Below are 24,615 nucleotides of genomic sequence, written 5' to 3'. Positions count from 1 at the left end.
TCTAGAAATTGAACGATACACCCAGCGTTACGCCGCGGTGGTTATTGGTAAAGGCAGGGTTCCGGATGGCTTTGTTATATACAAAGGCCACTTCGGGGTAGGTGTAGCCGGTGTTGGAATCGGCAATGATCTCTCCGGTGGAATAGGGTGACCCTGTTTTCGGATACACGGTTAGGATGTTTCTGTTCTGGAACAGGTTTTCCACATCGAGGAAGACCCTGATGTTCATTTTATTGGAGAGGGTGATGCCTTTGGTCAGGCGCAGGTTGGCCTGTTGGGTCAGATCCTTGCGCTTGCTGTTGGTATCCAGGAAGCTGGTGCCGATCTCGCTTTGCGGAGTGTAGGGAGAGCCGGAGGCAAAGCTCCAGTTCAGGTTGGCGCTGAAATCGTCAAGCGGCAGGATGTAATCGGTGAAGGGAATGAAGAACTCCTCTCCCCGTCCGATCCTGAAGGTATAGTTGACGCTCATGTTGTGGCGAACGTCCCAATCCAGAGGAAATTCGCGCAGGTTCGTAGCCTCATCCTGGATCACTGTTGTGGAATTGTTTCCCTGGGCCCAGGCCAGCGAATAGGCGATCGTCCAGGTGTTGAAATTGGACATCAGTTTTTCCAGCTGGATGTCTATTCCCCGCGCAGAGCCGTAGTCTTCCGAGATGAATTTATACCAGCTGATCTGAGGCTCGTTGGGATCGTTTTCCTTGATCGTGCTGACATAGTTGTACAGATTCTTGTAGTACGCTGTCATGTCGATTACATAGTCGTCGGAGAGTTGATGGGAAAGGCCGACCTCGTAGGTGACGGTGATCTGAGGTTCCAAATTCGTGTTGCCCACGGTTATGGCCTGATCAGAAACATTGGCGTCGGCCGGAGTCTTGGAAGTAAAGATGAACTGCATTTGAGGCAGCTGATTCTGATAGTTGTAGGCGAAGCGCAGTACGTCGCGGTCCGTGATCGGATGGGATACTCCCAGGCGGGGGGAGACCATTACCTGCAGGCGTTCGTCTTTGTCAAACTCCACGGCCCTGTATTCGCCGCTGTCCAGCAGCACCTTGTATTGGTCGCCCAGATACCAGAGGTCAAACCGCAGCCCGGCATTGACGATCATTCCCTCCCATTCCATCTTGTCCTGGACATAGTAGGCAATCTGCCAGGGGTCGGCCTGATAGCCGTCGCGTTTGCCGGAGGCTTCCTTGGCCGCGTTGAAATAGGCATCGGGCTTGTAGATTGGGATAATGATGCCGTCATCGGTCTCGTAGATGTCATGCAGTTCGGTTGGCTTAATGTAGATGGAATCGGCAGGATTTTCAGGATCAGGTATCCAGACCAGATCATCCATGTCGAACACACGCCTCAGGCTGGCCTGGAAGCGGTCTTCGTAGATATTCAGGAAGTTTTGCAGTTGGTTCTTTTTAATGGTGTGCTTGATCACTTCCAAACCGGTTTTGGCCAGATGGGTGTCGTTTATCTGGTATTCAAAGTCGGCCCTGGCATTCAGGGACGTGGTTTGGTCATCAACGAAGAATGAATAGATGGAGCCCGGGGCGTTGAAACCCGGGATCCGGCGTGGGTCTTCAACACTGGCGATGCGGTAGGTCCACATGTAAGCGGGCAGGAAATCCGCGTCGCTGATCCCGTCGCCATCGTAGTCCGGGCTATAGACGCCATCGGACAGGTTGCCGATGCCATCCACCGTGTTCCAGCCCTGATAACCCATCAGGACGTTATCCACATAGTCCTCGCCGGGATTGTCGGGATCGATCACCTGGTAGATGTAATTGTCCCTGTCGATGCCGCGCGGCCCTGAATTACTGTTTTTCTCGTAATAGCTTGCCTTCACTTTCAGGTTCATGGCCGAATTGAACACATGGTCATAGGTTCCGATATATTGCCTCTGCTCAGTTTGGTCAAAGGCATAGTGATGCAAGGCGTAGCGCCAGCTGTAAGCCAGGGGCAGGTTGAAGGAGCGGTCTCCTCTGGCGGCCAGGGTGAAGCGCTGAGTTGGGCTGAGCACATATTTGGTCTTCAGGTTCACATTGTAGGAGTTGTAATTACGGTTGCCCAGATCAAAGCCCAGGAAATTGTCCCTGATCTCGTAAGGATCATAGCGGGGATACTCATATTCAAGCAGTTGCCTGTAGGGATCTTGGTCTTCATCATGGTCTTCATCATAGAAAAGGTAGTCCTGCATCGGGTCGCCGATGTAATAGTCCTTCAGCCGTCCATCCAGCCATTCGCCTCCTCCGTTCATATAGAACGTAAGGCGTTCGCGCAGGTCCTCTCCGCCCAAAGGCCAGATGGGACCGCCGAAGGCGAACTTGATCACGTCGGAATTTCTGCCTTCGCCGATCAAATGGTCGGTATTGAATTCAAGCTTTCCCGAATAGAAGGCGTCCCCGTCCTTGGTGACAATGTTGATCACCCCGGATTGCGCGTTGCCATACTCGGCCGGGAAACCGCCGGTCATGACCTTCATGTCGCTGATGGCGTCGGTATCGACCTGCAGGGCGCTGCCGCCGTCCACAGGATCGGATACGGACATGCCGTCCACGGTGAAGTTTATCTCGTTGGCGCGTCCGCCGCGGATATGCAGCTCTCCGCCGATGTTGGTGACCCCCGCCTGCAGGGAAACGATACCGGCCACGTCACTCACGGAAACGTCGCTGATGCGGTCCATTTCGATCTGGCGCGAGGAGCCGACGCGGTCCTTTTCCACCCTGTCCTGCTCAGCCGTCACGACAACCGTGGCCAGACGGATCCCGGATTTGTTCATCACGGGGGATAGGTTCGCGGTCTGATCCACCTGGATGCGGACATCGTTGAAAGTATAGGTGTCGTAACCTATGAGCGAAAATCTGACCGTGTACATGCCAGGGGGGATGTTGATGATGATCGCGGTTCCCTTGTCGTTTGTCTGGCCTCCGGTTACGCGTCTGGTACCTTGCATAACGACCACATTCACAAACTCGATGGGTTTTCCTTGGTTGTCACGCACCCGTACCGCGAGGCGGCCGGTTGTGGCGGCATTCAGTATGGCGACGCCGCCAATTAACATTATCAGCAGGATCAATGCAAATCTACGCATCGATAAACCTCCCTTCTCGAATATCTTTTTTTTATTCACTTTATTATAAAGAACTTAGGGGTCGTGTCACTCGATATTTCTTCGTAAGTTGCGATTATCTGGCCATCCCAAAATCGTCAAGTGTTTTTTCGATTTCCCGCATTTTAGCCCCGGCCAGATTCGTTCATGGCAGCGTAACCAGCTATCTGTCTAACGGATGCAAATTCCCAAACTCAGTAATCAGCCTGAAATTTGGATTTCCGGTTCGGGAAAGCTTTCAGCCATAAAAACAATGGCCATCTTTAAAACCGATTAGCTGGGTCTTCATTTTGTAAGACTATTGCACATAGTGATTTTCACTAAGATTACCGGCATTGCTTGTCATCCCGGGCTCCGGATTCCCCGCGGAGGAGCGAAGCGAATTCGTGGGGTGGTTAACCCGGGGATCCAGTCTTTAACATCCCTATTACACGGGCAACCAGTAGTTTGGACCCTTGTATGCAATCAAGAACACTGGATCCCGGGTCAAGCCTGGGATGACAAGAGCCATTGCCGAGAGACATAAACTTGGCTTTGTGTGTATTATTCAATAGTCTTAAAGAGCAGATCAGCGCTGATTAAATCGGGTGGAAGGGTGGCGCTTGGGAACGCCGACGTCCTCGTCGGCGAAGCTCCGCAGGAGCGGCATATTTTAGCCCAGGGTGTAAACCCTGGGGGTATGAGGCGTTGATTTCACATATTTGTCAAAGCCCCACCCCACCATTGTTCGCGGCTCATTGAGAGCCGCGCACTTGGTGGGGTGGGGAATCCGGGGTAGGGAGCGTTATCTTTCCCATACCCAGGGTTTCCACCCTGGGCTAAGTTTTATCGCCCCTCCGGGGCTTCCGCTTCCTCCCCTTGCGGAGGATCGGAATCCTCCGGCTACATGGTTCCACCCTTCCACCCTTTTGCCCTTTTCCCCTTTTCCCCTTTCGAGTCACGCGTAACCCGTAACCCGTAACCCGTAACGCTTAACGCCTAAAACACCCCGGTCAGGTCGTCGTAGACGCTCACGCTGTCCAGCAGGTCGTTGTCGATCGCGGCCTTGAGCGTATCCACCACTCCCAGGCCCACGGTGCCGATGTCGCTGGCGGTCAGGCTGGCGAGGTCGACATGCTCCGAATCCGCCTTCTGCCAGGCGTACATCAACTTGATGAAGATGGCGTAGGCAGTGGGCGGCAGCTTGGTCTTGGGCACGTTCTGGGAGCCGTTGCGCTGGCTGTAGCTCTTGAGGTCGGCCTTGTAGTCCACCGAAGCCGCGGCGTAGAGCGTGCTCAGATTCCTGGCGATACTGCCCAGCAGCTCATTGTAAGCCGTCAGCGTCGGATAGACGTACTCGCGCCCGATGCAGAGCTTGCCGTCGCGGTAGCTGCCATAGACCATCTGGTCGATGGTGCCCGAGTAGGTGCTGATCCCGTACTTGAAGATAACCTTCATTTCTCTGTCCTCCTTTGGGGGATGCCCGATTTTCCCAGGGGAATTACATCCCTCCATATATATAGAGGATGAGAATCCGGGTGGAAGAGCGATAAATTTTAACCGTATTTTTGGCAGTTGGATAGCAGAGGGAAACAAAGAAATGCCAAAAACAGTTAAAAATTCTTAAATTCTTTTATGCCAGTAAGTTGGCGAAGCAAAAATTTTTCCACTGATTCCTTGACAGGATATTTGCCCTGAAAATAATGGCACCAGATTGGCAGTCCCAAACACTGGCTGCCAGTTAACCAGTTCATAGCGTGCGGATTGACCCTCGGCGGAGTGGCGGCGAAGCGCTCCAAAACGAGGTAACGCCATTATAGGCAGGCATTTAAGTCCCAGCGAAATACATGTGGCTGGCCAGGATTTGGCGCCTGCTTAGATTGTCTTTCAGGTTGGCGGTCGAACATGGAGGCTGCTAATATGCCAGTTCATAGAGTGCGATATGCCCCAATCCGGGGCCAAAAATAAAGAAAGCCGGAAGCGTTGGCGCGCTCGCGGCAGTTCTGTAACAGCAAGTGTTACCCTTTGATGAGCCAACACTTGCAAGCTTGCGTAAACTGTCAAGAAGTTTTTTCCGGGTTGTCCCTTAAGGGACAGGGGAAAATTTCAGTCCAGAGTGTGAAAACGCTTCCGGAAAGGAGACACAAATGGCGCCATTAATCGCGGCCCATCCTAAGTCCATGCCGGAAGCCGGTCTAACCAGCGCTTCCACCCGGGCAGTGCCCAGGCTGTCAATCAGCCGACTCACCCCCAAACCCTCAAGGAGGCTCAATGATTGAGGGCTCGAGTAACATTGGAAGCCCCTCGTCCCAGACACCGGAGCATTCTCTGCTGAAGCAGGCCAGGGAAGCCCTGGCCAGATATCGGGGTCTGACAGGCGCAAGGTTGGTGGAGAGCATACTGCCGGTTGAGGGCACGTCCCTCGCGGAAGTCATCTCCCCCGACCCCGAGTTCGTGTTGGGTGTGGCGCAGCCGCGCTACACCAGAGGCGTTCTGGTCGAACGCAAGGTCGAGATGAGCGATATGCGGGCTCTCGCGGATTATATCCAATGCTGCGAGAGGCTGAAAAAAAAGATCGCCGCCGACCTTGAACTGGGCCACGAGCGCGAAGCCGCATCAAAGCAGAAGGAATATGAGGACATCCTGCGGCACATCCGCGAGATCACGCATCCCGGCGGGGGGATCAAGTATTTCCCCAGCAGCGATACGAAGGATTATCAGCGGAAGTTCCAGGCCTTCAAATACCTGCTGCGAAAGCTGCGGATCTCCGATCCCGACGTGTATCACTACCTCAAAGATCACGTCCAGACCGGGGTTGAATTTCGCTGGATAGAAAGCCCTGATTGATCAGGCCAAACCTACAACCACAACAGGCGGGGAGCTTTCCCCGCCTTTTTTCCTTTCTGGGAAAGGTATTGTGGAAATATCGAAGAAGAATTCAAGAAATATTTCTGGCTCTCTTTCAAATCGAGTGGGTGATTGGCGCGTCAAATCCGGAGTGAACAACCGGCGGGTTACCGATCTTGAGAAGCGGCAAAGGCAGCAAGATTGCCTTCAGAAGCGGTCTGTGACCGCTGTGGCAAATCGGAATTTGCCACCCCTTCTTGCCCCTGATGAAAACCTGACCCACTCAGTTTGAAAGTGAGCCTTAAGATCCCCGTTTTCAGCCCCTCCAGGGGCCCCAGAGCACAGGCGGGCGGCACAAGCCCCCGTACCAGGAATGATAACAAGGAAGAGCTCCGGAGGGGCGGCACAACAACATCCAAGGCGGCACGCCATCCCGGCGGCACCAACTGCCAAAAAGCTATTTACTTATAAAGTGGTAGAACGATCGGCGGTAACCCCGCATCAACAACTGCCTGCAATACCACCCTGCGGAAATAGGACCAAACCAATTTATCCGCCTGGTTACCGAGAAATGTTTTCTTGATCTCTTCAATTTCCAACATAGCGGAAATCTCATCTTTACTCTGATGCCCAAAGATGATCAAGAAATCGAAATTGCCCTGAAAAATTTCGGTCTCTTGGTTTAAACCTCTAATCCTAAATCTCAAAGCCAGTGATAATTTATCATCATCCAGAATAAACTTCCCGGTTGTGCGGTTGATTCTGGCCTCATAGTTGGGCTGAGGTATAACGCAACCCTCTGCCAGTTTGAAGTCAAACTTAGGCATTATTATGTTTATCAACCTTATCTTACCAACCAGGTCTTGAAAAGTCCTTTGTTCTTGGGGCTCAGAAATCGTCATACCATCCCCTGGATAAAATGAACAGTCGTTTCACTTTCGACCTTAACAGCATCTATCGAATTAACCGGGTCAAAGGATTTTTCGAAACCTTTCATCTTATCACTTTGCTCCTGTACGTATCTCACAAGACCATCAATCAGTATCTGTTTGACGGATGAGCCAGAATCCAGGCAGAGGGATTTCGCCTGTTCTCTGTAATCTGCGGGAAGCTCGATTATAAAATCAGTATCCAATTTGATCAGCATGTCCTTTCCCAGAGCCTTGGCGTATTTCATCAGAAATGCGATGGTGGGTTTGGTATCATAGCTTTCGAAACGGGATACTGAAGTTTGCTTGGTACCCATTCTGACAGCTATATCCTCTTGGGTCAGGTTTTGCTGTATTCTCTCTCTCTTGAAATCAATTATCAAGTCTCTGAATTTGTAATGGGTGGCCAATCGGATATCATCCTCAGCCTCGGGCAAATAGGGCTGATATTCCTCAAACTCATAACCCTCTTTCTTCAAGCGCAGCATCTCTTCCTTGCGCTTGAGCAGTTCTTTCCGCTCCACGGTCGCTCCTTTTTTTTTTATAGCTGCAATTCTTTCTTGCGCTCTCGGGCGGTCTCAATCATATCGGTATCACCCGTTTTATACTCTGCACACAGCACATACAAGGTCTCCCCGTCCATACAAAAATACAGCCTGATCGTTCCTTGTTGGGATTTCCTTTTCCCGCGATACTCATACAATCCATCTTTCAAACTTGCGATTGTGCGGTTCTCCCAAGGCTTCCCAGCCTCATCCCTGATCATTTTTCTCAGGTATGAAGAGTCATATATCCGGCATTCTTCCATCCAGGTATCCATCTTTTCCCATTGAGACGGGGACTTCTTGTACAAGCCGTGTTGCACAAATCTGGCCAGCCCTGTATAGGGCTTCTTATCCGGCCGTCCTGGATAATAAACAATCTTCATCCATCTACCACTGCTATCAGATTACAATATAACGCGGGCGTTATATCTGTCAAGAGAAATCTGCGCAAAGTCAGCCTTGCTCCGTGCCAGTCCCAACCGGTGACGCGCATACTCTGATCTGCGGTTCCATCTGCTTGATTATCTCCATCGTCCTCACGCTCACGGTGCAGACGCGCATCAGCAGGTCGATGACAGTGTCCTTGTAGTCGGCAAAGCGGTAGGTGTTGAAGAGGCGGGCGATGGTGGGGTCTTTGGGTTTCTTTTCCTTGTATTGGTCGAGGATCCATTCCAGGGCGCTTCTGTTGCCGAGTTTGTAGTCCCAGGCGCTTGAGGGGACGCCGTGCAGGGAGCTGTGGTCATCCAGGAAGATGATCCCGGCCTCTTTATCGGCTTTGAGCTTGGCTTTGGGGGCAATGCCTTCCTCCGGCTCCCGGGAGCGCAGTTCCAAAGGCCAGGGCTCCGCGCTTTCAAAGCCGAGGTGCAGTTCCATCAGTTCTTGGCCCCAGCCCGCCCAGCGCCAAAAATCCTCCTGCCAGGGCAGGCGCGGCAGCGAACGCTTGAGGTTGATCTCATACTTGGCGCGGTAGGCGGGAGCGTGGAGCACCCCATAGACATAGTGGAAAATGTTCTCTTTGCCGATCCCCTCGTCCTGATAGTGGGCGCGGAACTCACTTAAAGCCCAGTCCGTGATGTTGTCATGGCGGTGGCCGTCTTTGTCAAAGCGATAGAGAGAAACACATTGGATAGGGTCTAATGAAAACATAGCAAGATTCAGAATGCAATCAGAAGATAAGGTAGCAAAATCTAGTCTCTCACCAGTAACAAATGATATCACTTTGTTCTTAACATAATCAAATCCAGTAGGGAAAATTGATTCAAACTGATAGGTTCTGTCTATCAGGACTTTATCATAATATACTAGTTTCTTTATAAATGGGCGATACAGGGATTTTAAAATTTTGCTCTTGTCAAATTGAAGCACTGTGTTGCGTTTCATGTGTTTTTCCAAATCACCTGTCCATTTGATTGATCTGTCAACAAAGTCATTGGATTGGGCATTCTGACTATTTTCATTCCATCTTTTTACCTCGGAATTATACAGATCACAAAGGAACTCAACTTTCTTGGTCATTGGTTCGCTATCAAAATCTATAAGCCAATCATCACGATGAGAACAAATGCCTAAAGAGTATAATGAAAATATTGCGTTCTGACTTTCACCGTTCTTTACCTGTTTGTCGGCTAGCGGGATTAGCCTATCCCAATCATTCTCCACCAGATTTATCCAGTTGCTATCTTTGTCGGGGATAACGTTATCGAAGGGGATATCTTTGATTTGATGGGTTGTAAGGTATTCTATCTTCTCATCCCTGGTGGCGCGGATATCTGTCGGATGAATATGGGAAATTCTGCATTTGTCAAAATCGCGATTCTTCTTTTTGACCAGCCACATCATTGATATGCCGACCATGGCCGCCAAACCGAAGATGGTGTGCTTTTCACCCAGGAAGATGCCATCTTTGCCGGATAACTCGCGGATATTGCCTCCCAAGTCGATGATATAGGCATACTGGAACTCGTCATTCACTATCTTGCGAAAGCCGTCAAAGGTGCGGGCATTGATATAGGAGTTGTTGGAGATAAAACAAATAATTCCATCCTCGTCCAGCCTGTCCATCGCCCAACGATAGAACCGAGCATACATATCATAGAGTTTAGTCATCTGGGCTTTGCTTTCTTTCACATAGGTCTCTTTGATGCGCTTATCCACGGCGGGGTATTCGCGGTTCTTGTTGTTTTCGTTCTCGTTCATCTGGTTGGCGTTGTAGGGCGGATTGCCGATGATGACGGAGATCTTGCGTTCGTTTTGTCGTTTGATGCGCTCTGTATTCTCGTCGGAGAGGGAAAAGATATCCAGCTCCGCGCCTTCGCGGAGGTTCAGATAGTTATCCAGGGTGTCCACAAAGCAGAGGTTTTCAAATTCGCAATACTCATTCATCTTCTGTTTGTAGGTGAATTCGATGTTGAGGTTGGCGATGTAGTAGGGCAGGATCTCCACCTCGTTGGCGTGGAGTTCGTGTTGGTATTTGTATTTGAGTTTGTCCCTTCCGATATGGTCGATGAGGTCGCAGATGAAGGTTCCGGTTCCGGTGGCGGGGTCCATGATCTCCACGCCTTTATCCTCAAGGCGCTTGCCAAAGTGTTTCTGAAGCAGGTAGTCTGTGCTTTCCACCATGAAGCGGACGATCTCGTTGGGGGTGTAGACCACGCCCAGGCGGTCGGCTTTCTTGGGATCGTAGCTTTTGTAAAAGGTCTCATAGACCACCTTGAGGAAGCGCTGTTTTTCGTGGTGGTCATAGATGCGGGCGGCCTGGGCGTTGATGGTGTCGTAATAGTGTTTGACGCGGGCCAGGGTCTTGTTGCGCACCTCGCGGGTGAAGAAGGTGTTGGTGAGGGCTTCCAGTTCGCGGGCGATGTTGTTTTCCCGGTGGAAGTGGGGCTCGTCGAAGATGGTGTTGAAGATATCCGCGGTGAGGATGTGCTGGATCACCATTTCGCGGATGTCCTCGGGGGTGATGGCGGGGTTGATCACGTCGCGGCAGAGCTCCAGGAAGGTGTCCCGGGCTTGCAGATAGGCGGAATTTGTCTCGGCGTTGGCGATGATGCTGTCGCGCAGGGCGGAAGTGACCTTGGGGATGTCCTCCTTGAAACTCTCAATTGCTTTGCGGAACTCCCGCACTTCGGGGCGTTCGTATTCCACAAAGTTTTTCAGGAGGTTGTCAAACTGGGCGGGGTTGGAAACCTCGGCCCGTTGGACCTCGATCCCGTTCTGGAAAAGGACCGCGGTGCGGCTGTCCTCAAAGAGAATGTTGTCCTGGGGATAGCCTTTCTCGAACTTTTTGACGATCTCCAGATCGAGGTCGTCGTATTCGTCCTTGCTCTCCCAATAGCCCCAATCCAGGCGCAGGCTGTCTTTCAGGGTTCCGTCGGGGATCACTGCCCTGCCTCTTTGGCCCTGGACCTTGATCTCGGGCACCAGCACCAGGTCTTTGGCTTTGGCGTAGGTGGAAAGCAGATTTTGAAAGGCCGCGCGGATGGAGGCCTCATTGGCTGAACCGCCGTAGTGTTTCAGCTTTTCCAGTTCCCTCAGATAGGTGTTTATCGCGATCTCGCTCATTTATCCCGCCAATATTTATTTCCTGAATTTATTCTCTTCTCCCGGCAAGGGGAATAATGTCAAGCACAAAATCCCCCCCCGGATTTGAATAGTTTGAATATTTCAACAGTTCCCCGCCTTACCACCCTGAACCGGGAGAGGATCTTGAAAGAGGACAAAACCAAAGCCTAAACGCAAGTATACTATGTATATATGTATGTAAATACTAATTCCTACTATTTTAGTATATATTATATATAACTACTATATATACCATATACTTATATATCCCTTACCTCTATCTTCTGGATCTGGCTCAGAAACCCCGTAAGGCGGGGAACTGTTGAAATATTCAAACTATTCAAAAAGGGGCCGGGAATACCGGCCCCCTGATTTTCATTTGCATCCGGCGCTCATTCGAGGTCAACGTCGATCAGCGCGGGATTGAGCGAATAGATCAGGCTGACCTTGTTGTGGTAGCCGGAATCCTGCTCGTGGCAGATCACTGCCTGCCTTTCGACCAGGCTTTCCATGGCCTGACGCAGTTCCCTCGAGGTAAGGCGTGTTTTACAGAGCAGCTTGGAATGCGCCATCTCGTTCCCCGGCGCCTTCTGCAGGATCCTCAGGATCTTCTTTTCGCTGTCCAGCTTGGCGTTCTCCGCCAGGGATTTGAGGAAGGGCTGGGTGTTCTGGAAGTAGTATTCGCAGAGGTACCAGGCCTCTCTTGAGGTCTGCTCGTCCACCCTGTTGCGGGCGAACCAGGCTTCGAGGTGGTCGTTGTCCCGCGCTTCGCGGATGTCTTGCCAGCGTTTGATGGCGAAGATCAGGATGCAGAAGCGCCAGAAGTAGTTGTCGAAGATCCTGGCGCAGTAAGCCGCCTGGGGATCGTTGGCATTGAGGGCGATGTTTTCCATCAGTTCGCGGTAGATGGCGTCCCGGAAGCCCCTTGCCGCCTCGTCCGCCAAGAGCTGCCGCGAATCGGGCAGGGAGCGGAATACCGACAGTGCCTCGTCCCAGGCGTGGAGCCGGGTGTCGAACTCCGCGGAGGGCATGCTGTCGAAGCGGAGCTCGTTCACGTCCACGTTCTGGATGATGCAGATGATGAACCTTTGCAGGAAGCCGCCGCGCTGGTCCGCCACCTCGCGCAGTTCGCGGAAGAACCAGTCCTCGGTGGTGGCACCCACGATGGAAAAGGCGGGCCGGCGGATGTATTCGTCGATCTCCATTTTCGCAATTGACCTGTCCTTGCCGTCGAACATGTCCGTGATCTCCTGCTTCATTCCGGCGTTGTAGGCCTTGCCCATTTCCTGCATCCAGGCGCTGAGTTCCATGTGCAGCAGCAGGCGGTTGGGATTGATGGCCAGCAGGTTGTACATCCTGGCCTGGGTCACCCGGGAGAGCTCGATGTCGCGCTCGTTCCTTTCTTTGGCGGTGAGTTCCAGGAGGCCGTCCTTGAAGGGCTTGAGCATCTTCATGGCCTGGTTGATCACGGTGGTTTTGCGGCTGACCGTGGAAGGCCCGATGATGGCCGCCCAGACGTTGCAGAAGTGCTTGGTGCCGGCGTTGTACATGTAGATCCGGTTGCCGATGTTGGCGGCGATCACGGGCAGGAAGGCTGTCAGCTTGGCCCCGTCCTGGGCGTCCGTGATCCTGCCCACCAGGTCGAGGTAGGAGTTGATCTCCCCGGGCAGTTGGGTACGGTCCAGGGGGATGTTCTGCGGCCGGCCGAAGAGTTCCAGCAGCTCGGGGAAGTCGGATAATGAAAGAGAATAAGGATCGTCAGGAAAACGAGGATTTTTAGGATCACAAGAAGTATGATCCTCATTATCCTTTTTTTCATCTAAATCTGCGTTCTCTTTTCCCGTCACCGCGTTGATCCAGCCGTGCTGTTCGGCGATCCAGAAGAGCGTGCCGATGTTCAGCCCGGGGTACTTTTTGAGGCGCTCCCAGCTTTTGGACAGGGATTCCGCGGTGTCCTCGTAGTGGGGATTGCCCGCGAACATCAGCCAATAGCGCTTTCCGTATTCGCCGAAGTGGTTGTAGAGGGCTATGCCGCAGCGGGACCAGTCGCGCCAGTCCAGCTTGATCCGGCAGAGGTGCTCGACGGCCGATCGGACCTGGTATTCCGTGGGATCGATGGATTTCAAAAGAGAATAAGGATCGTCAGGAAAACGAGGATTTTTAGGATCAAAAGACCTTAGATAGTCTTTATCCTCTTGATCCTCTGTTTCCTTTTTTTCCTGGCCCTCTTTTATCCCATCCTTTCCATCCTCTTTTTCCTCTGAATCCGCGTTCTCTTTTATCCCGTCCGGGTCGAAGGGTTCGGCACCCTCCGCGTCGATGAAATCCTCATCCCAGCTAACGAAGCAGGCGCGCCCCATGTCCGGGGTGTTGTCCGCCCAGAATCCGGTCCGGATATGCAGTTCCGAGCGCAGATGGGCCCAGACGCGGGCGTATTCCGCTTTGCCGGCGATGGCACGGGAAAAGGGGATGAGCACCTTCACGCCGTCGATGGGCGAACGGAAGATCCAGCGCGCCCAGGGGACGCTCATCAGGAGCTGTTCCTTGAAGGCGGCGATGTCCTCGATGCCATCGAAGTCAAAGACGATGCCGCTGGCTTCCTTGACGTTCTCCTCAGCCCGTTTGCCCTCGATCAGCGCGTAGGCGAACCAGGGCAGGCGGAGCTTCATTTGTTTTTGAAGTTGGGGGTCAGATTCCGCGCGGATGGCGTTGATTTCCTTTTTCCAGCCGCCGTTTCTCATGTGTTCCATCAGTTTCCCGATGGGCCGGTGCGCGAGCTTCTCCGGGCGCGTGATGCTGCTGCCGTAGGTGATCGCGTCTTGGGATTGGGTTTGGTCTGTTCTCATTTGAGGTACTCCAATTTTTTTATTGGAGGAGCGCTCCTCATTTATATAGAGGATGAGAATTGGCGCGGGGCTGGAGCATATTTTTTCGCGGAAACCCTATCTTTCTGCCTCTCAAGCCTTTGGAATTTCCGCTCCGCCTCCCCCCACCCGGATCCGCAAATTTTTTCCCCCAAGAGGGCGTTTTCTCATCCTCTATATATATGGAGGGACATTTTTTTAGAATACATCCCGCTCCCCGCCCGTATCTCAGAGGATCCCCGCCCGCCCGGCGAGCATCCGGCGGGAGACGGGGCAATGAACGATGAAGAATGTAGAATGAGGCGTTGTAACGTTTTAGCGTTGTAGCGTTTTAGCGTGGCTTCCGGTTGGCCGGTCTCTTTATCCGTTCAATCCGTATAATCCGTAGAATCCGTAGGAAAAAATAAAGGAGGAAAAAAATGAGAGCCTACTTCAAGAACATGCTGCTGGGCTACCAGGGCAAATGCGACGGCCTGGTCTACTACTTCAACCGCAGCCTCAACCGCGTGATCGTGCGGCCCCTGGTGAAACCCAGGCCCACAGAGAACTCCCGCCGCTTCGGGCGCATCGCGTCCAACCTCAAGGCACTACAGCCTTCCATCGGTTACAGGAGCGACCTGCGCGTGTACGTGGACATCTTCAACAGCCGCGTCGCCAATCAGGATGTGGTCCTGCAAAACTGGTACAACGCCTTCACGCGCCTGATGTGGAACCTGGCCAAGAGCGACCCCGGCTACATCGACCTCGAGACCATCACCCGCGCCCAGATCGAAGCCAACGACCTGCCCTGCCGCTCTGTCAAAAGAGCGGTCGAAGCGGGACTGCTTGATCCGGTCAATGGCTATGAGCTGCTGGATAGGGAGATGTGATGGGTTACGCGTTACGCGTTACGGGTTACGCGTTGTGTTGGTGTCCACGAATTACACGAATTCACACGAATTTGAAAAGAGAGCAAGGGGCCCACCAGGGGGTATGGTGTCCACGAATTACACGAATTACACGAAGGAAAGGTAAAAAGAAGGTGTCAGAATGAGCAGGAAAAAAAGAAGCGTCAGGATCAGAGGGCGCTCAGCCCACGATGACGACTTTTGACTCTGAAGAGCGGCTTTCGTTCACTTCGCCGATGACGAAGGAAGGCAGGGAAGCCATGAACTCGGTGGCAAAACCTGGATCCAGGACGGCGATCATGCCGACGCCCAGGTTGAAGGTTTCGAGCATGGCCGCGCGGCTGAGCTGGCCCGCGTCTTGAAGCCAATGGAAGAGCGGTGGCATCTCCTGTTCGGAATAGCTCACATAGGCTGTGAGCCCGTTTGGGATGACGCGTTTGAGGTTGCCGGGGATCCCTCCGCCGGTGATATGTGCCAACCCGTGCAAGCCCGGATTCTGCAGATGAGGCTTGAGCAGGGGCAGATAGCTTTTGTGGACGGCCAGTAACAACTCTGAAACGGTTGATCCCAGTTCGGCGATATGGCTGTCCACGCCGAGGCCCAGATGTTCAAAAACGACCTTGCGGGCCAGCGAATAGCCGTTGGTGTGCAAACCGGAACTGGGGATCCCGATCAGGATATCGCCTTTGTGGATTCGGTTGGCGGGCAGGAGGTGCTGCTGGTCCACAGCCCCGACGATCGTTCCCACGAGGTCAAAATCGCCGCCCTGATAGATGCCTGGCATTTCCGCCATCTCCCCTCCGATCAGGGCGCAGGAATTTTCCTGGCAGGCTTTGACCATGCCGGAGATGATCTTTTGCACGTGTTCGGGATCCAGCCTGCCCATTCCGATGTAATCCAGAAAGAACAGCGGCAGGGCGCCCTGCACCAGGATGTCGTTGACGCAGTGGTTGACAAGGTCCTGGCCGATGCTGTCGTATTTTCCCGCCATGATGGCCACTCTCAGCTTGGTGCCCACGCCATCGGTGCTGGCCACCAGGATCGGGTCCCGCAGAGAGGGTTGATGGAATCTGAACAGCCCGCCAAAACTGCCCAGGTCGCTCAATACATCGGCACTGTAGGTGCCTCTGACCAATTCCTTGATGTTTTCAACGGTGCGTTCCCCGGCCTGGATATCCACGCCTGAGCTGCGGTAATCAAGATCTTTGTCGGACATGCTTTTAGTTCTCTTTTCGTACTCAAGCCCAGTTTCTGAGCTGGTGGACCTTTTTCTGCAGGGTGGATAGATCCAGGTTGATGATCCCCTCAACGCTGAAAGCAGCTACATTCAGCGCCGCAAGCACGGTCCCGAAGCGGACTGCGTTGCGGATCGTGTTTTTGCCAAGCTCTTGCTGAGTGGCGAGATAGCTCATGAAAGCGCCGGCGAAGCAATCTCCCGCTCCGGTGGGATCCTGCACCTGTTCGACGGGGTAGGCTGGCGCGAAAAACAGGTCATCGGGCAAAACCGTGACGCTGCCATACTCGCCGCGTTTGATCACCACCGCTTTCAGGTCTTGGGCGAGCAGTTTTTTGGCCGCGGTGAAAATGTTCTCCAGGCCGGTGTACTGGCGGATCTCTTCCTCATTGATGAAGAGGATGTCCACCCTGGCGATGACCTTGGCCAGGAGTTCGGGGCAGCGGGTGATCCAGTAGTTCATAGTGTCGCAGGCGACCCATTGGTAGCTTTCGATCTGATCCAACACCTGCATTTGGAGGAGGGGGTGGATATTCGCCAAAAGCAGGCTGCGGCAACATTTGCAGGAATCGGGAAGTTGCGGGGAAAAATCCGCGAAAACGTTCAGTTCCGTGCTCAGGGTGTCCGCCTGGTTCCAATTCTGATACTTGCCACTCCAGCGGAAGGTTTGGCCGGGCTTGGTTTCCAGCCCGTCGAGGTTCACGTTGTGGGCTTTGAGGAGTTCGATGCCGCTGGCGGGATAATCCTCGCCGATCACGCCCACGATCTGGGTCGGGCCAAAATAGGAGGCGGCCAGGGAGGCGTAAACCGCGGAACCGCCAAGCGCGTCCTCGACTTTACCCTGCGGGGTTTCGATCGTATCCAGGGCGACCGAGCCGACGATCACCAGGCTCATCGTGTGTCGCCTTCAGCAGGGGTTTCATAGATCTCCATTTCGCCGGAGGGCTGCTCCGCGTTTTCCGGCTCAATATACTCGGCGTCTGGCGCGGCCTGCATTGTGCCGATCCTATTCAGTTGGTTGATCAGGATGATCAGCGCCACCAGGATCAGGATCATGATGAGCAGCTTTTTCCAGTTATAGGACTTCTTTCGCCGGTCCTGCCAGCGTTCGCGGTATTTATCCTGGATCTCTGTCATGGGGATTTCCTCTTCAGGGTGTGAGTTCTTTCAGGAAAGCCGCAAACCGGGCGACGCCTTTTTGCAGGTTTTCCATGGAGTTGGCATAGGAAAAACGGACATTGTCGCCGATCCCGAAGGAACCGCCGGAAACCAAAGCCACATGGTGTTTTTCCAGCAGGACCTCGCAGAATTTGTCCGAATCCGTGATGCCCTGGTTGTTGTTTTTCAGATACCAGCCTATGTTCGGCATGATGTAGAAAGCGCCCTGGGGCTTGAAACAGGTGACATGCGGCAGTTTGCTCAGCTCAGAATAGAGATAGTCGCGCCGGGCCTCAAATTCCCTCCGCATCTTCTCGATCGAGTCGTCTTCTTCGTTCAGGGCGGCCACGCAGGCTTTCTGGGTGATGGAATTCACACAGGAGGTCGCGTGTTCCTGCACCCTGCCGGCAGCCGCGATGATGTGGGCGGGCCCGGCTGCGTAGCCCAGGCGCCATCCCGTCATGGCATAGGCTTTGGAAACTCCGTTGATCACCACCGTGTGTTCTTTCATCTCCGGGCTCAGCGAGGCTATCGAAACATGCTTGACGCCGTCATAGACGAGCCGCTCATAGATCTCGTCTGAGATCACCAGGATGTTGTGCTCCAGGCAGATCCCGGCAATGGCTTCCAGTTCGGCACGGCTGTAGACCGCTCCGGTGGGGTTGTTGGGACTGTTGAGCAGCAGCGCTTTGGCGCAGGGATTGGCCGCGATGGCCTCCTTCAATGAAGCCGCGGTGATCTTGTAGTTGTCAGCTTCCTGAGTGGGGATGCAGACCGGTTCCGCGTTGGCCAGCATCGCCTGATAGGGGTAGCTGACCCAATAGGGAGAGGGCATGAGCACCTGGTCCTGCGTGTCACAGACCGCGATCAGGATGTTGAGGATGGAAGCCTTGGCCCCGGGGGAGACCAATATCTGTTTGGGTTCGTAGGTCAATCCATTGTCACGCAGCAGCTTGGCGCAAATGGCCTGGCGCAGTTCAATGATCCCCGCGTTGGCCGTATAGCGGGTGAAATTGGCGTCGATGGCGGCGTGCGCGGAGGCTTTGATATAATCCGGAGTGTTGAAATCGGGCTCTCCGACCCCGAAATTGACCACATCGATCCCGGCGGCCTTCATTTCCTTGGCTTTGGCCGAAAGGGTGAGGGTGGGAGAAGGTTTGACCAGTTTCACCCGATTGGATATTTTGATTGCCATGCCTGCCTCTCTATTTGTTAGCCATGAGCAGAACCAGGACGCAGGTGTGGACAATGTCGTCCCTGGAACTGCCGCGCGAAAGGTCGCAGACGGGAGCCGCCAAGCCCTGGATGATCGGACCGATGGCATCCGCCTTGGCGAGGCGCTGAACCAGCTTGTAGCCTATGTTTCCGGATTGGAGGTCAGGGAAAATGAGCGTGTTGGCATACCCCGCGACCTTGCTTTGGGGGGCTTTCATTTTGGCGATATGGGGCACGATGGCCGCGTCGAGCTGCAATTCCCCGTCAAAATCAAAATCCACACCGCGTGCGGTGAGGATTTCCTTGGCGCGCTGAACCTTTTCCACCATCTCGTGCTGCCCGCTGCCCATGGTTGAAAAAGACAGCAAGGCAACCTTGGGCTCGTCGCCTATCAGGGCCCTGCGAGTGGCGGCAGTGCTGATCGCGATGTCGGCCAGTTGTTCCGCGTCCGGATTTGGCACCACGGCGCAATCGGCAAAAAAGTACACCCGGTCCTCGTTCAGGAAATCCAGCACCAGCATGATGAAGCAGCTGGAAACGGTTTTCAGGCCGGGAAGAACGCCCACGATCTGCAGCGCGGCCCGCAAGACATCCGCGGTGGTGTTCACAGCTCCGGCGACCATGCCATCCACAATGCCGAATTTGACCAGCAGCGAGCCGAAACAGATCTCATCGCGTACAGTTTTTTCTGCCTCTTCGCGGCTTACACCCTTATCTTTACGCTTTTCATAATAGAAATCCGCGAATTTGCCGATGTCAGGATAATTATCCGGATCATAGATCGTGGCGCGGCTTAGATCCAGGCGAAGGCTGCGCGCTTTGGCCAGGATCAGGTCCGGTTTGCCGACCAGGGCAACCTCTGCCAGGTTTTCTGAGAGGACGATTTCAGCGGCCTGCAACGTTCTTGCATCCAGGCTTTCAGGGAGGACGATGCGCCCGCCCTTGTGTCTGACCTTGTTTTTTAACTCTTGAATGATGTCCATTTTATTCTCCAGACGTTTCATTTTCCAAAACTATGCGGGAGATGTCGGCCACCCGCAGAAATTCTGTCTTGATCAGGTTCAATAAGGCGTAGCGGTTGTCGCGCAGGCCGGGATCCTCACAATTGACCAGCACCGCGTCGAAGAAACGATCGATATGTTTGCCGAAACCGACCAATAGATCGATCGCGGCACTGTAATCCGAGGTTTCCAGACTCTGCCCGATCGACTGTTGCAGCTTGAGCAGGGAGTCATGCAGTTCCCGCTCTTCCCTGATCTCCAGCTTTGCCAATGAGATCGGGGCGAAACTCTCCACTCCGCCAATGATGTTGCTGACTCGCTTGAATCCAATTACCAGGCGTTGGAAATCCTCTCTGGTCCTGTAATCCTGCAGGGCAAGGGCGCGGTGTCTGAGATCGGGCAGATCGCCCAGCGAAAGGTGCATGACGCTGTCGATCACGTCGTAATCGATCTGCAGCTGTTTGAGCAGCCATTCCACACGCTGGCGGAAGAAGTTTTGAACATCCGTTTCAGCGCTGGGAAAAAGAGGAGTTTGGGCTTTGACCAGGGTCAGCGCGTGGCGCAACAGCGCCGAAAAATCCAAGCCCCAACCACGATCCACGATGATCTGCACCACTCCGTTGGCGGCCCGGCGCAAGGCAAAGGGGTCGGTGGAACCAGTGGGCAGCAGCCCGATCCCGACGATGCCGCAGACGCTATCCAGCTTGTCTGCCAGCGCAACGATCGCTCCGGCAAGGGTTTGGGGCAATCCGTCATTTGTCCCGCGGGGCAGGTAATGTTCGTATATGCCTTCGGCCACTTCTTCCGGCTCGCCGCTGGCCAGGGCATATTGTTTGCCGATGTAGCCCTGGAGTTTGGTGAATTCCTTTTCCCCCAGCATTGTGGTGACGAGGTCCGCTTTACAGAGAAGAGCCGTACGCAGGGCAAGTTGTGTTGCCTCGGTGCCCAGATTCAATTCCTGGCAGAGGAATCCGGCGATCTTGCCGATCCGGGCGCTTTTATCGGCCATGGTGCCAAGCTTGGATTGAAACACAACCTCACTCAAGCGGGGCAGATAGCTCTCAAGGGGCCGGCCCGTGTCTTCCTGGTAATACCACAGAGCGTCTGCCAGCCTGGCGGCGACCACTTTTTCGTTGCCTTTGCGGATCAGCGCGGCATGCTCACGGTTGCCATTGGAGACAAAGACAAATTTGTTGCTCAGACTGCCTTCCGGCGTTTGCACCGCAAAGTATTTCTGGTTCTGGCTGATGGTGGAGGTAATGATCTTTTCCGGCAGCTTGAGAAACTCCGGGTCAAATTCTGCCAGAACGGCGGAAGGATATTCCACCAGGTCTGTGACTGTATCGGCCAGCCTCGCATCGGGGACGACCCTGAGATCCGTTCCCCGCAAAAGATTGTCGAGTTCGCCGGTCAGAACTGCGTGGCGATCCGTGCGGTCTGCCAGAACGGCGTTTTCTTTCAAGATGGCAAGATAAGATCCTGGGGAGGGTATCGCCAGTTTTTTCCCCAGCCCCTTGTACCGGTTTCCGAAAGTAAAATTACCGCTGTCCATGCCAGCAATCCGAACCGGTATGACCTGCTCTCCCCAAAGCGCGCACAGCCAGCGCAGGGGGCGTGAAAAAGCCAGGCGGGGATCGTTCCAGACCATGGTTTTGGGAAATGGGATGCGGGGGATCAATTCCCCGATCCATTCTTTGAGGATCTCCGCGCTTTCCCTGCCGGGCTGGACATAGCTCAGGGCGATGAATTCGCCTTTTTCGCTGCTTTGGATGTAGAGGTCCTCCGGTTTGGCAGAATTTTTCTTCAAAAAACCCAAAGCCGCCGGCAGCAGGTTACCCGCCTCATCATAGGCGATCCTTTTGGCGGGTCCTGTCTTCGAGACCTGGATGTCAGCCTGTTTTTCCTGGACCGACCGGGCCAGCAGGAACAAACGGCGGGGAGTTGAACTGGCCTGAGACGAGGCACATTCCAGAGCCGAAATCTGCATCAGCTTGGCAAAGGAATCGCGGATGAAGTCCATTGCCGGCCCCAAATGGGTGGCCGGCATCTCCTCAACCCCGATCTCCAGCAGAAAGTCACGCATCTCAGCTAAACCATGTCAACTTTCTTTGGGATCGTCAAAACTCGAGGCTGAGGCTGAGCTGATTGACCAGGCCCAGATCCCCGTATGAGGACAATCCATAGTCAACGCGATAGTTGCGCCATTTCCATCCGGCCCCCAGGGAAAATCCGGAAAGGAAGGCCAGGCTTCCGCCGTTGTAACCGTCGCCCGCGTTGGAGCGGAACCCGCCACGCAGGTCCAGAGAGGGATGGATCGCGTATTCAATGCCCGCCTTGGCGACGATGTCCTCGCCGTCGGCCTTGCCTATCTCCAAGCTGGAGAAGAGCTTGGGATTGAATTGATAGCTTAATCCGGCAGCTATGGTGAAGGGAAGTTTTTCCTTGTATTTGCCATCGGAATAATAGGTCAATTGCGCGCCCAGGTTTCTCAAGCTGACGCCCACCTTCACTTTTTCATTGTCTGGATGGTGGATGATGCCCAGGTCGATCAGCGCTGCGATGGCGGAGCTGTCGTCGATCTGGTCATAGACCACTTTCAAGGTCCCGCCCGCGTCGAGCGCGTCGGAGATATATTTGGCCAAAGACGCGCTGGCGATCAGGTTGAAGGCCCCAAAGGTCTCTTCCATGTCGATCAGATCGCCGTTTTGGTCGATCTCGGTGCGGTCAAAACTTCCCATGTCCAAATATTTGAGCGCGAAACCCCAGGCCGTGAATTTGTGTTTGGGATAAAGCAACTGCAATTGGCCGCCCTGGGTGTCCAGGAATGAATTGGTGTAGGTGCTGCCAACCTCTTTGTTCTGGATGCCGAGGATGGCGGCCGGATTGAAGTGGATCCCATCGGGATTTCTGGCTTCCCCGGCCAAAGATTGACCCATGGCGATGGCGCGGGCGGAGTGGACAGTTTTCAGGGCGGCGAATCCGGTCGTGCCGGCATTGTCGTTCACTGCCCAGGCCGGAGTTAGGACAGCGCTAAGAGCTAAGGCTGTCAGTAATGATATCTTGGATTTCAATGACTTCATTGTACAATTCCGTTTCATCGCCTGCGTTGATCAGTTTGTCGCGGTTCTCATCCTGGCGCAGGTATTCCGAGAGCGAGCGCAAAATCCGCATGTATTCTTTGTTGGAGCTTTGGGGAACGGCGATCATGAACACCAGTTGCACGGGCAGGCCGTCCACGCTGTCGAACTCCAGGGGGCTGCGGATCAGACAAACCGCTGTCTTCAAACAAGCCACGGTCAGATCGCGGGCGTGCGGGATCGCCACACCCTTGCCGATACCGGTGCTCATGATGTCTTCTCTGCCGCGGACTGCGGCCAAAAAACGATCGGGAAAGCTCAGGCAGCCGCTTTCCGCCAACATCGTGGCCAGATAATTCAGGCAGTCTGCCTTATTCTCGAATCCGTCGACGATCTTCACAAGGTCGGGTTGAAAAAGTCTGTCCATCTTCTCACCATATTTTTAGTAAGTAACATGATTTTACAGGGTCTGATTCCGTCAACCAAATTCTGCGCAACTGCGCCGCTCATGGCGCGAAAACGTCCCCAACACTTTTGCTGCAAAGGTGAAAAGCCCACTGACAAGCCCTTCTGCCAGTCGATTGGAAAAAGTATAAAGTATCACCCAAATCTGCAAATGGATATCACCCGTCACAGTGGTCGTAACTGTTTATCGGATTGTGAGATAAATATGACTGGCTTCGACTGTGTCACAGTGGTCGTTGGACGTTTTTGGACGTTTCGGTATCAGGGTTTATGCAAATTTGTACTCATTTACGGGTATTTTCAGACCATCGAATTTTGGAAAACTATTAGCTCATTTTTTACGCTGCGCCAGTAGTGCATTTACCGGCATCAGTAAATAACTCCCGGTCTGACCTGGGGCCGTAAATAGGGTTCACAAGTCTTAACAGCAGAAAACCTGGTTATCTCTGAAGATTCAGTAACGCAAAATGATACTTGATCTTGATACAGTGATAGAGTAGAATGTTCTTTTTTCAAGCTAGATACCTGGCTTAGCTGAGTTAACAGATTTTTTCTGCTTTACAGAATTACCCTTGAAGACAAACTGGACTTTACGTATGGAATACCTAGTTCAGACAAAATATCAAGAAGGAATATGGATGTATGGCTTCGAATAAGACCCATGGTTCTGTTGCAGATTCGGTTAAGGAAACCGATATCTATATCCTGTTGCCAGAAATAGAGCAGCAAGGAAAAACCATGTTTGCACAGAAGTCAGTAGTCGCAGATGTAAACAAGGCTTTTATGAAAATCTGTTTAACGATTGGAGAAGTTGAATCTACTCCTTCTAAAACCACGATGTTCGAATGGGCTGTGGAAACATGCTTTTCAGAGCTATTCACTTTCTGCCGCAATACTGTATTCAAACGATGCAGAAACCTGCCGTTGTCAGAGGAAATAGCCCAGGAGAGCATACTATGCTTGCTAAAAGAAAATAGCGACATCGAGCAACTCAAACCATGGTTGTTCAGACCATCCGACAATTTTGTGTTCGTGCGTTTTATTGATTAAACTCTGTCATCTTTTCCAGTATCGACTTCAGCTCCAGGAAAGAATACATCAGCTTGCCCCTCTCGAGGGGAAGACGATAGTTTTCCGGTTTTTTGTAAACTCCGGCAAGAGCATTTTTACCACATTCTTCAACTTCGATGCGATTCTTGGTATTGAACTTAAACTTAACAGTCGCTAACAATGGGCCTTCAGAGGGATTAAGACAGAAAACATAAACATAGTAGAGATCTCCTCCCTTATACGCAAGATCCCAATAATCGACAGCTGTTATGCCTTCGAATACTTTGCGCAGTTTTTCCATGCTTACTTCAGAAGAATACTTCTTCATGGTATTGAGTGATTCATCATCCCAAATTTTGGTCATGCTGTTAACAAAGCGCTTGAGCACCATATACTTTTGATAAGGAAGGATTTCCAGTCCCGCTTCCCAGCCGGATTGGCGCAAATAGAGGCTTTTCAGATCATGTTTTATCTTCACGCTTGCCTTTTTTGCCTGATCGAGTGTGATGTCTTTGACCCTTGCGTACTCCTGAAGGTCACAGCAATACCTATGACATCAGAACAACCACTGATACTTATAAGACCGTTGAATAATGCACCCACGCTTCGGTTGAGATGAATTCACTGTATCCCACATAAGCTTTTCTGTCCCGACAGGCCTTTTTTGGTCTATTTTTGTGCTTTTGCCTCTCTAATGTCCTTT

At 53.0% G+C, this 24,615-nt stretch carries 19 protein-coding genes; 3 read left to right on the top strand and 16 right to left on the bottom strand.

Going from position 1 to position 24,615, the window contains the following annotated elements:
• Position 1 precedes the first annotated feature (1 nt).
• Both K0B87_01795 and K0B87_01790 read right to left on the bottom strand, forming a co-directional pair.
• Complete coding sequence (locus K0B87_01795) at positions 2-3,082, bottom strand: carboxypeptidase regulatory-like domain-containing protein (GenBank protein MBW6513468.1); 3,081 nt, start codon at positions 3,080-3,082, stop codon at positions 2-4.
• A 996-nt stretch (positions 3,083-4,078) separates the two neighbouring features.
• Entirely contained in the window at positions 4,079-4,537 is a 459-nt protein-coding gene (locus tag K0B87_01790) for a hypothetical protein (GenBank protein MBW6513467.1), read from the bottom strand.
• 813 nt (positions 4,538-5,350) lie between these two features.
• Here K0B87_01790 and K0B87_01785 point away from each other — a divergent pair.
• Positions 5,351-5,926, top strand: coding sequence for a hypothetical protein (locus K0B87_01785; GenBank protein ID MBW6513466.1), 576 nt, complete (start codon positions 5,351-5,353; stop codon positions 5,924-5,926).
• A gap of 461 nt (positions 5,927-6,387) precedes the next feature.
• Here K0B87_01785 and K0B87_01780 read toward each other — a convergent pair whose 3' ends face one another.
• From K0B87_01780 to K0B87_01760, 5 genes are all read right to left on the bottom strand, one after another.
• Positions 6,388-6,828 carry a hypothetical protein gene (locus K0B87_01780; GenBank protein MBW6513465.1) on the bottom strand — a complete coding sequence of 147 codons (441 nt, stop codon included), beginning with the start codon at positions 6,826-6,828 and terminating at the stop codon, positions 6,388-6,390.
• Complete coding sequence (locus tag K0B87_01775; protein ID MBW6513464.1) at positions 6,825-7,379, bottom strand: helix-turn-helix transcriptional regulator; 555 nt, start codon at positions 7,377-7,379, stop codon at positions 6,825-6,827. Before K0B87_01775 ends, K0B87_01780 begins: the two co-directional genes overlap by 4 nt.
• Before the next feature lie 17 nt (positions 7,380-7,396).
• Positions 7,397-7,783 (bottom strand): type II toxin-antitoxin system RelE/ParE family toxin, encoded by a 387-nt coding sequence (locus K0B87_01770; GenBank protein ID MBW6513463.1) that lies wholly within the window; start codon positions 7,781-7,783, stop codon positions 7,397-7,399.
• Positions 7,784-7,853: 70 nt separating this feature from the next.
• The gene (locus K0B87_01765) at positions 7,854-10,961 is read right to left on the bottom strand and encodes an N-6 DNA methylase (GenBank protein ID MBW6513462.1); all 3,108 of its coding nucleotides are present in this window, start codon (positions 10,959-10,961) and stop codon (positions 7,854-7,856) included.
• Between the two features lie 392 nt (positions 10,962-11,353).
• A complete protein-coding gene (locus K0B87_01760) occupies positions 11,354-13,807 on the bottom strand; it encodes a DUF3987 domain-containing protein (protein MBW6513461.1) in 2,454 nt (817 codons plus the stop codon).
• A 437-nt stretch (positions 13,808-14,244) separates the two neighbouring features.
• On the opposite strand from K0B87_01760, the gene K0B87_01755 reads away from it, so the two are divergent.
• Positions 14,245-14,694 carry a hypothetical protein gene (locus tag K0B87_01755; protein ID MBW6513460.1) on the top strand — a complete coding sequence of 150 codons (450 nt, stop codon included), beginning with the start codon at positions 14,245-14,247 and terminating at the stop codon, positions 14,692-14,694.
• Between the two features lie 199 nt (positions 14,695-14,893).
• Here K0B87_01755 and purM read toward each other — a convergent pair whose 3' ends face one another.
• The 8 genes from purM to K0B87_01715 are packed head-to-tail and all read right to left on the bottom strand — an operon-like array spanning position 14,894 to position 22,824.
• Positions 14,894-15,928 (bottom strand): phosphoribosylformylglycinamidine cyclo-ligase, encoded by a 1,035-nt coding sequence (gene purM, locus K0B87_01750; protein MBW6513459.1) that lies wholly within the window; start codon positions 15,926-15,928, stop codon positions 14,894-14,896.
• A gap of 22 nt (positions 15,929-15,950) precedes the next feature.
• Positions 15,951-16,841, bottom strand: coding sequence for a sugar kinase (locus tag K0B87_01745; protein MBW6513458.1), 891 nt, complete (start codon positions 16,839-16,841; stop codon positions 15,951-15,953).
• A complete protein-coding gene (locus K0B87_01740) occupies positions 16,838-17,083 on the bottom strand; it encodes a hypothetical protein (GenBank protein MBW6513457.1) in 246 nt (81 codons plus the stop codon). Before K0B87_01740 ends, K0B87_01745 begins: the two co-directional genes overlap by 4 nt.
• Before the next feature lie 13 nt (positions 17,084-17,096).
• Positions 17,097-18,299 (bottom strand): pyridoxal phosphate-dependent aminotransferase, encoded by a 1,203-nt coding sequence (locus K0B87_01735; GenBank protein MBW6513456.1) that lies wholly within the window; start codon positions 18,297-18,299, stop codon positions 17,097-17,099.
• A gap of 10 nt (positions 18,300-18,309) precedes the next feature.
• Positions 18,310-19,302: a phosphate acetyltransferase gene (pta, locus tag K0B87_01730; protein MBW6513455.1), complete on the bottom strand. Its 993-nt coding sequence runs from the start codon at positions 19,300-19,302 to the stop codon at positions 18,310-18,312.
• Between the two features lies 1 nt (position 19,303).
• A complete protein-coding gene (glyS, locus tag K0B87_01725) occupies positions 19,304-21,403 on the bottom strand; it encodes a glycine--tRNA ligase subunit beta (GenBank protein MBW6513454.1) in 2,100 nt (699 codons plus the stop codon).
• A 34-nt stretch (positions 21,404-21,437) separates the two neighbouring features.
• Positions 21,438-22,325 (bottom strand): PorV/PorQ family protein, encoded by an 888-nt coding sequence (locus K0B87_01720; GenBank protein ID MBW6513453.1) that lies wholly within the window; start codon positions 22,323-22,325, stop codon positions 21,438-21,440.
• A 25-nt stretch (positions 22,326-22,350) separates the two neighbouring features.
• On the bottom strand, positions 22,351-22,824 hold the full coding sequence (locus tag K0B87_01715) for a PTS sugar transporter subunit IIA (protein MBW6513452.1): 474 nt from the start codon (positions 22,822-22,824) through the stop codon (positions 22,351-22,353).
• A gap of 680 nt (positions 22,825-23,504) precedes the next feature.
• On the opposite strand from K0B87_01715, the gene K0B87_01710 reads away from it, so the two are divergent.
• The gene (locus K0B87_01710; protein ID MBW6513451.1) at positions 23,505-23,912 is read left to right on the top strand and encodes a hypothetical protein; all 408 of its coding nucleotides are present in this window, start codon (positions 23,505-23,507) and stop codon (positions 23,910-23,912) included.
• On the opposite strand, the gene K0B87_01705 is transcribed toward K0B87_01710, so the two are convergent.
• Positions 23,902-24,390, bottom strand: coding sequence for a hypothetical protein (locus K0B87_01705; GenBank protein ID MBW6513450.1), 489 nt, complete (start codon positions 24,388-24,390; stop codon positions 23,902-23,904). The two genes, K0B87_01710 and K0B87_01705, sit on opposite strands and share 11 nt — an antisense overlap.
• Between the last annotated feature and the right edge of the window lie 225 nt (positions 24,391-24,615).

The organism is Candidatus Syntrophosphaera sp., assembly GCA_019429425.1.
GTDB lineage: Bacteria > Cloacimonadota > Cloacimonadia > Cloacimonadales > Cloacimonadaceae > Syntrophosphaera.
Note: the sequence above shows the minus strand (reverse complement) of the source record. Positions and strands in the feature narration are given on the sequence as shown.

What these genes read in the sequence shown, in the direction of transcription:
- K0B87_01785 (MBW6513466.1), top strand. Translation starts at nt 5,351, where the DNA reads ATGATTGAGGGCTCGAGTAACATTGGAAGCCCCTCGTCCCAGACACCG.
- K0B87_01755 (MBW6513460.1), top strand. Translation starts at nt 14,245, where the DNA reads ATGAGAGCCTACTTCAAGAACATGCTGCTGGGCTACCAGGGCAAATGC.
- K0B87_01780 (MBW6513465.1), bottom strand. Translation starts at nt 6,828, where the DNA reads ATGACGATTTCTGAGCCCCAAGAACAAAGGACTTTTCAAGACCTGGTT.
- K0B87_01735 (MBW6513456.1), bottom strand. Translation starts at nt 18,299, where the DNA reads ATGGCAATCAAAATATCCAATCGGGTGAAACTGGTCAAACCTTCTCCC.
- purM (MBW6513459.1), bottom strand. Translation starts at nt 15,928, where the DNA reads ATGTCCGACAAAGATCTTGATTACCGCAGCTCAGGCGTGGATATCCAG.
- K0B87_01795 (MBW6513468.1), bottom strand. Translation starts at nt 3,082, where the DNA reads ATGCGTAGATTTGCATTGATCCTGCTGATAATGTTAATTGGCGGCGTC.
- K0B87_01740 (MBW6513457.1), bottom strand. Translation starts at nt 17,083, where the DNA reads ATGACAGAGATCCAGGATAAATACCGCGAACGCTGGCAGGACCGGCGA.
- K0B87_01765 (MBW6513462.1), bottom strand. Translation starts at nt 10,961, where the DNA reads ATGAGCGAGATCGCGATAAACACCTATCTGAGGGAACTGGAAAAGCTG.
- glyS (MBW6513454.1), bottom strand. Translation starts at nt 21,403, where the DNA reads ATGCGTGACTTTCTGCTGGAGATCGGGGTTGAGGAGATGCCGGCCACC.
- K0B87_01715 (MBW6513452.1), bottom strand. Translation starts at nt 22,824, where the DNA reads ATGGACAGACTTTTTCAACCCGACCTTGTGAAGATCGTCGACGGATTC.
- K0B87_01710 (MBW6513451.1), top strand. Translation starts at nt 23,505, where the DNA reads ATGGCTTCGAATAAGACCCATGGTTCTGTTGCAGATTCGGTTAAGGAA.
- K0B87_01770 (MBW6513463.1), bottom strand. Translation starts at nt 7,783, where the DNA reads ATGAAGATTGTTTATTATCCAGGACGGCCGGATAAGAAGCCCTATACA.
- K0B87_01745 (MBW6513458.1), bottom strand. Translation starts at nt 16,841, where the DNA reads ATGAGCCTGGTGATCGTCGGCTCGGTCGCCCTGGATACGATCGAAACC.
- K0B87_01790 (MBW6513467.1), bottom strand. Translation starts at nt 4,537, where the DNA reads ATGAAGGTTATCTTCAAGTACGGGATCAGCACCTACTCGGGCACCATC.
- pta (MBW6513455.1), bottom strand. Translation starts at nt 19,302, where the DNA reads ATGGACATCATTCAAGAGTTAAAAAACAAGGTCAGACACAAGGGCGGG.
- K0B87_01760 (MBW6513461.1), bottom strand. Translation starts at nt 13,807, where the DNA reads ATGAGAACAGACCAAACCCAATCCCAAGACGCGATCACCTACGGCAGC.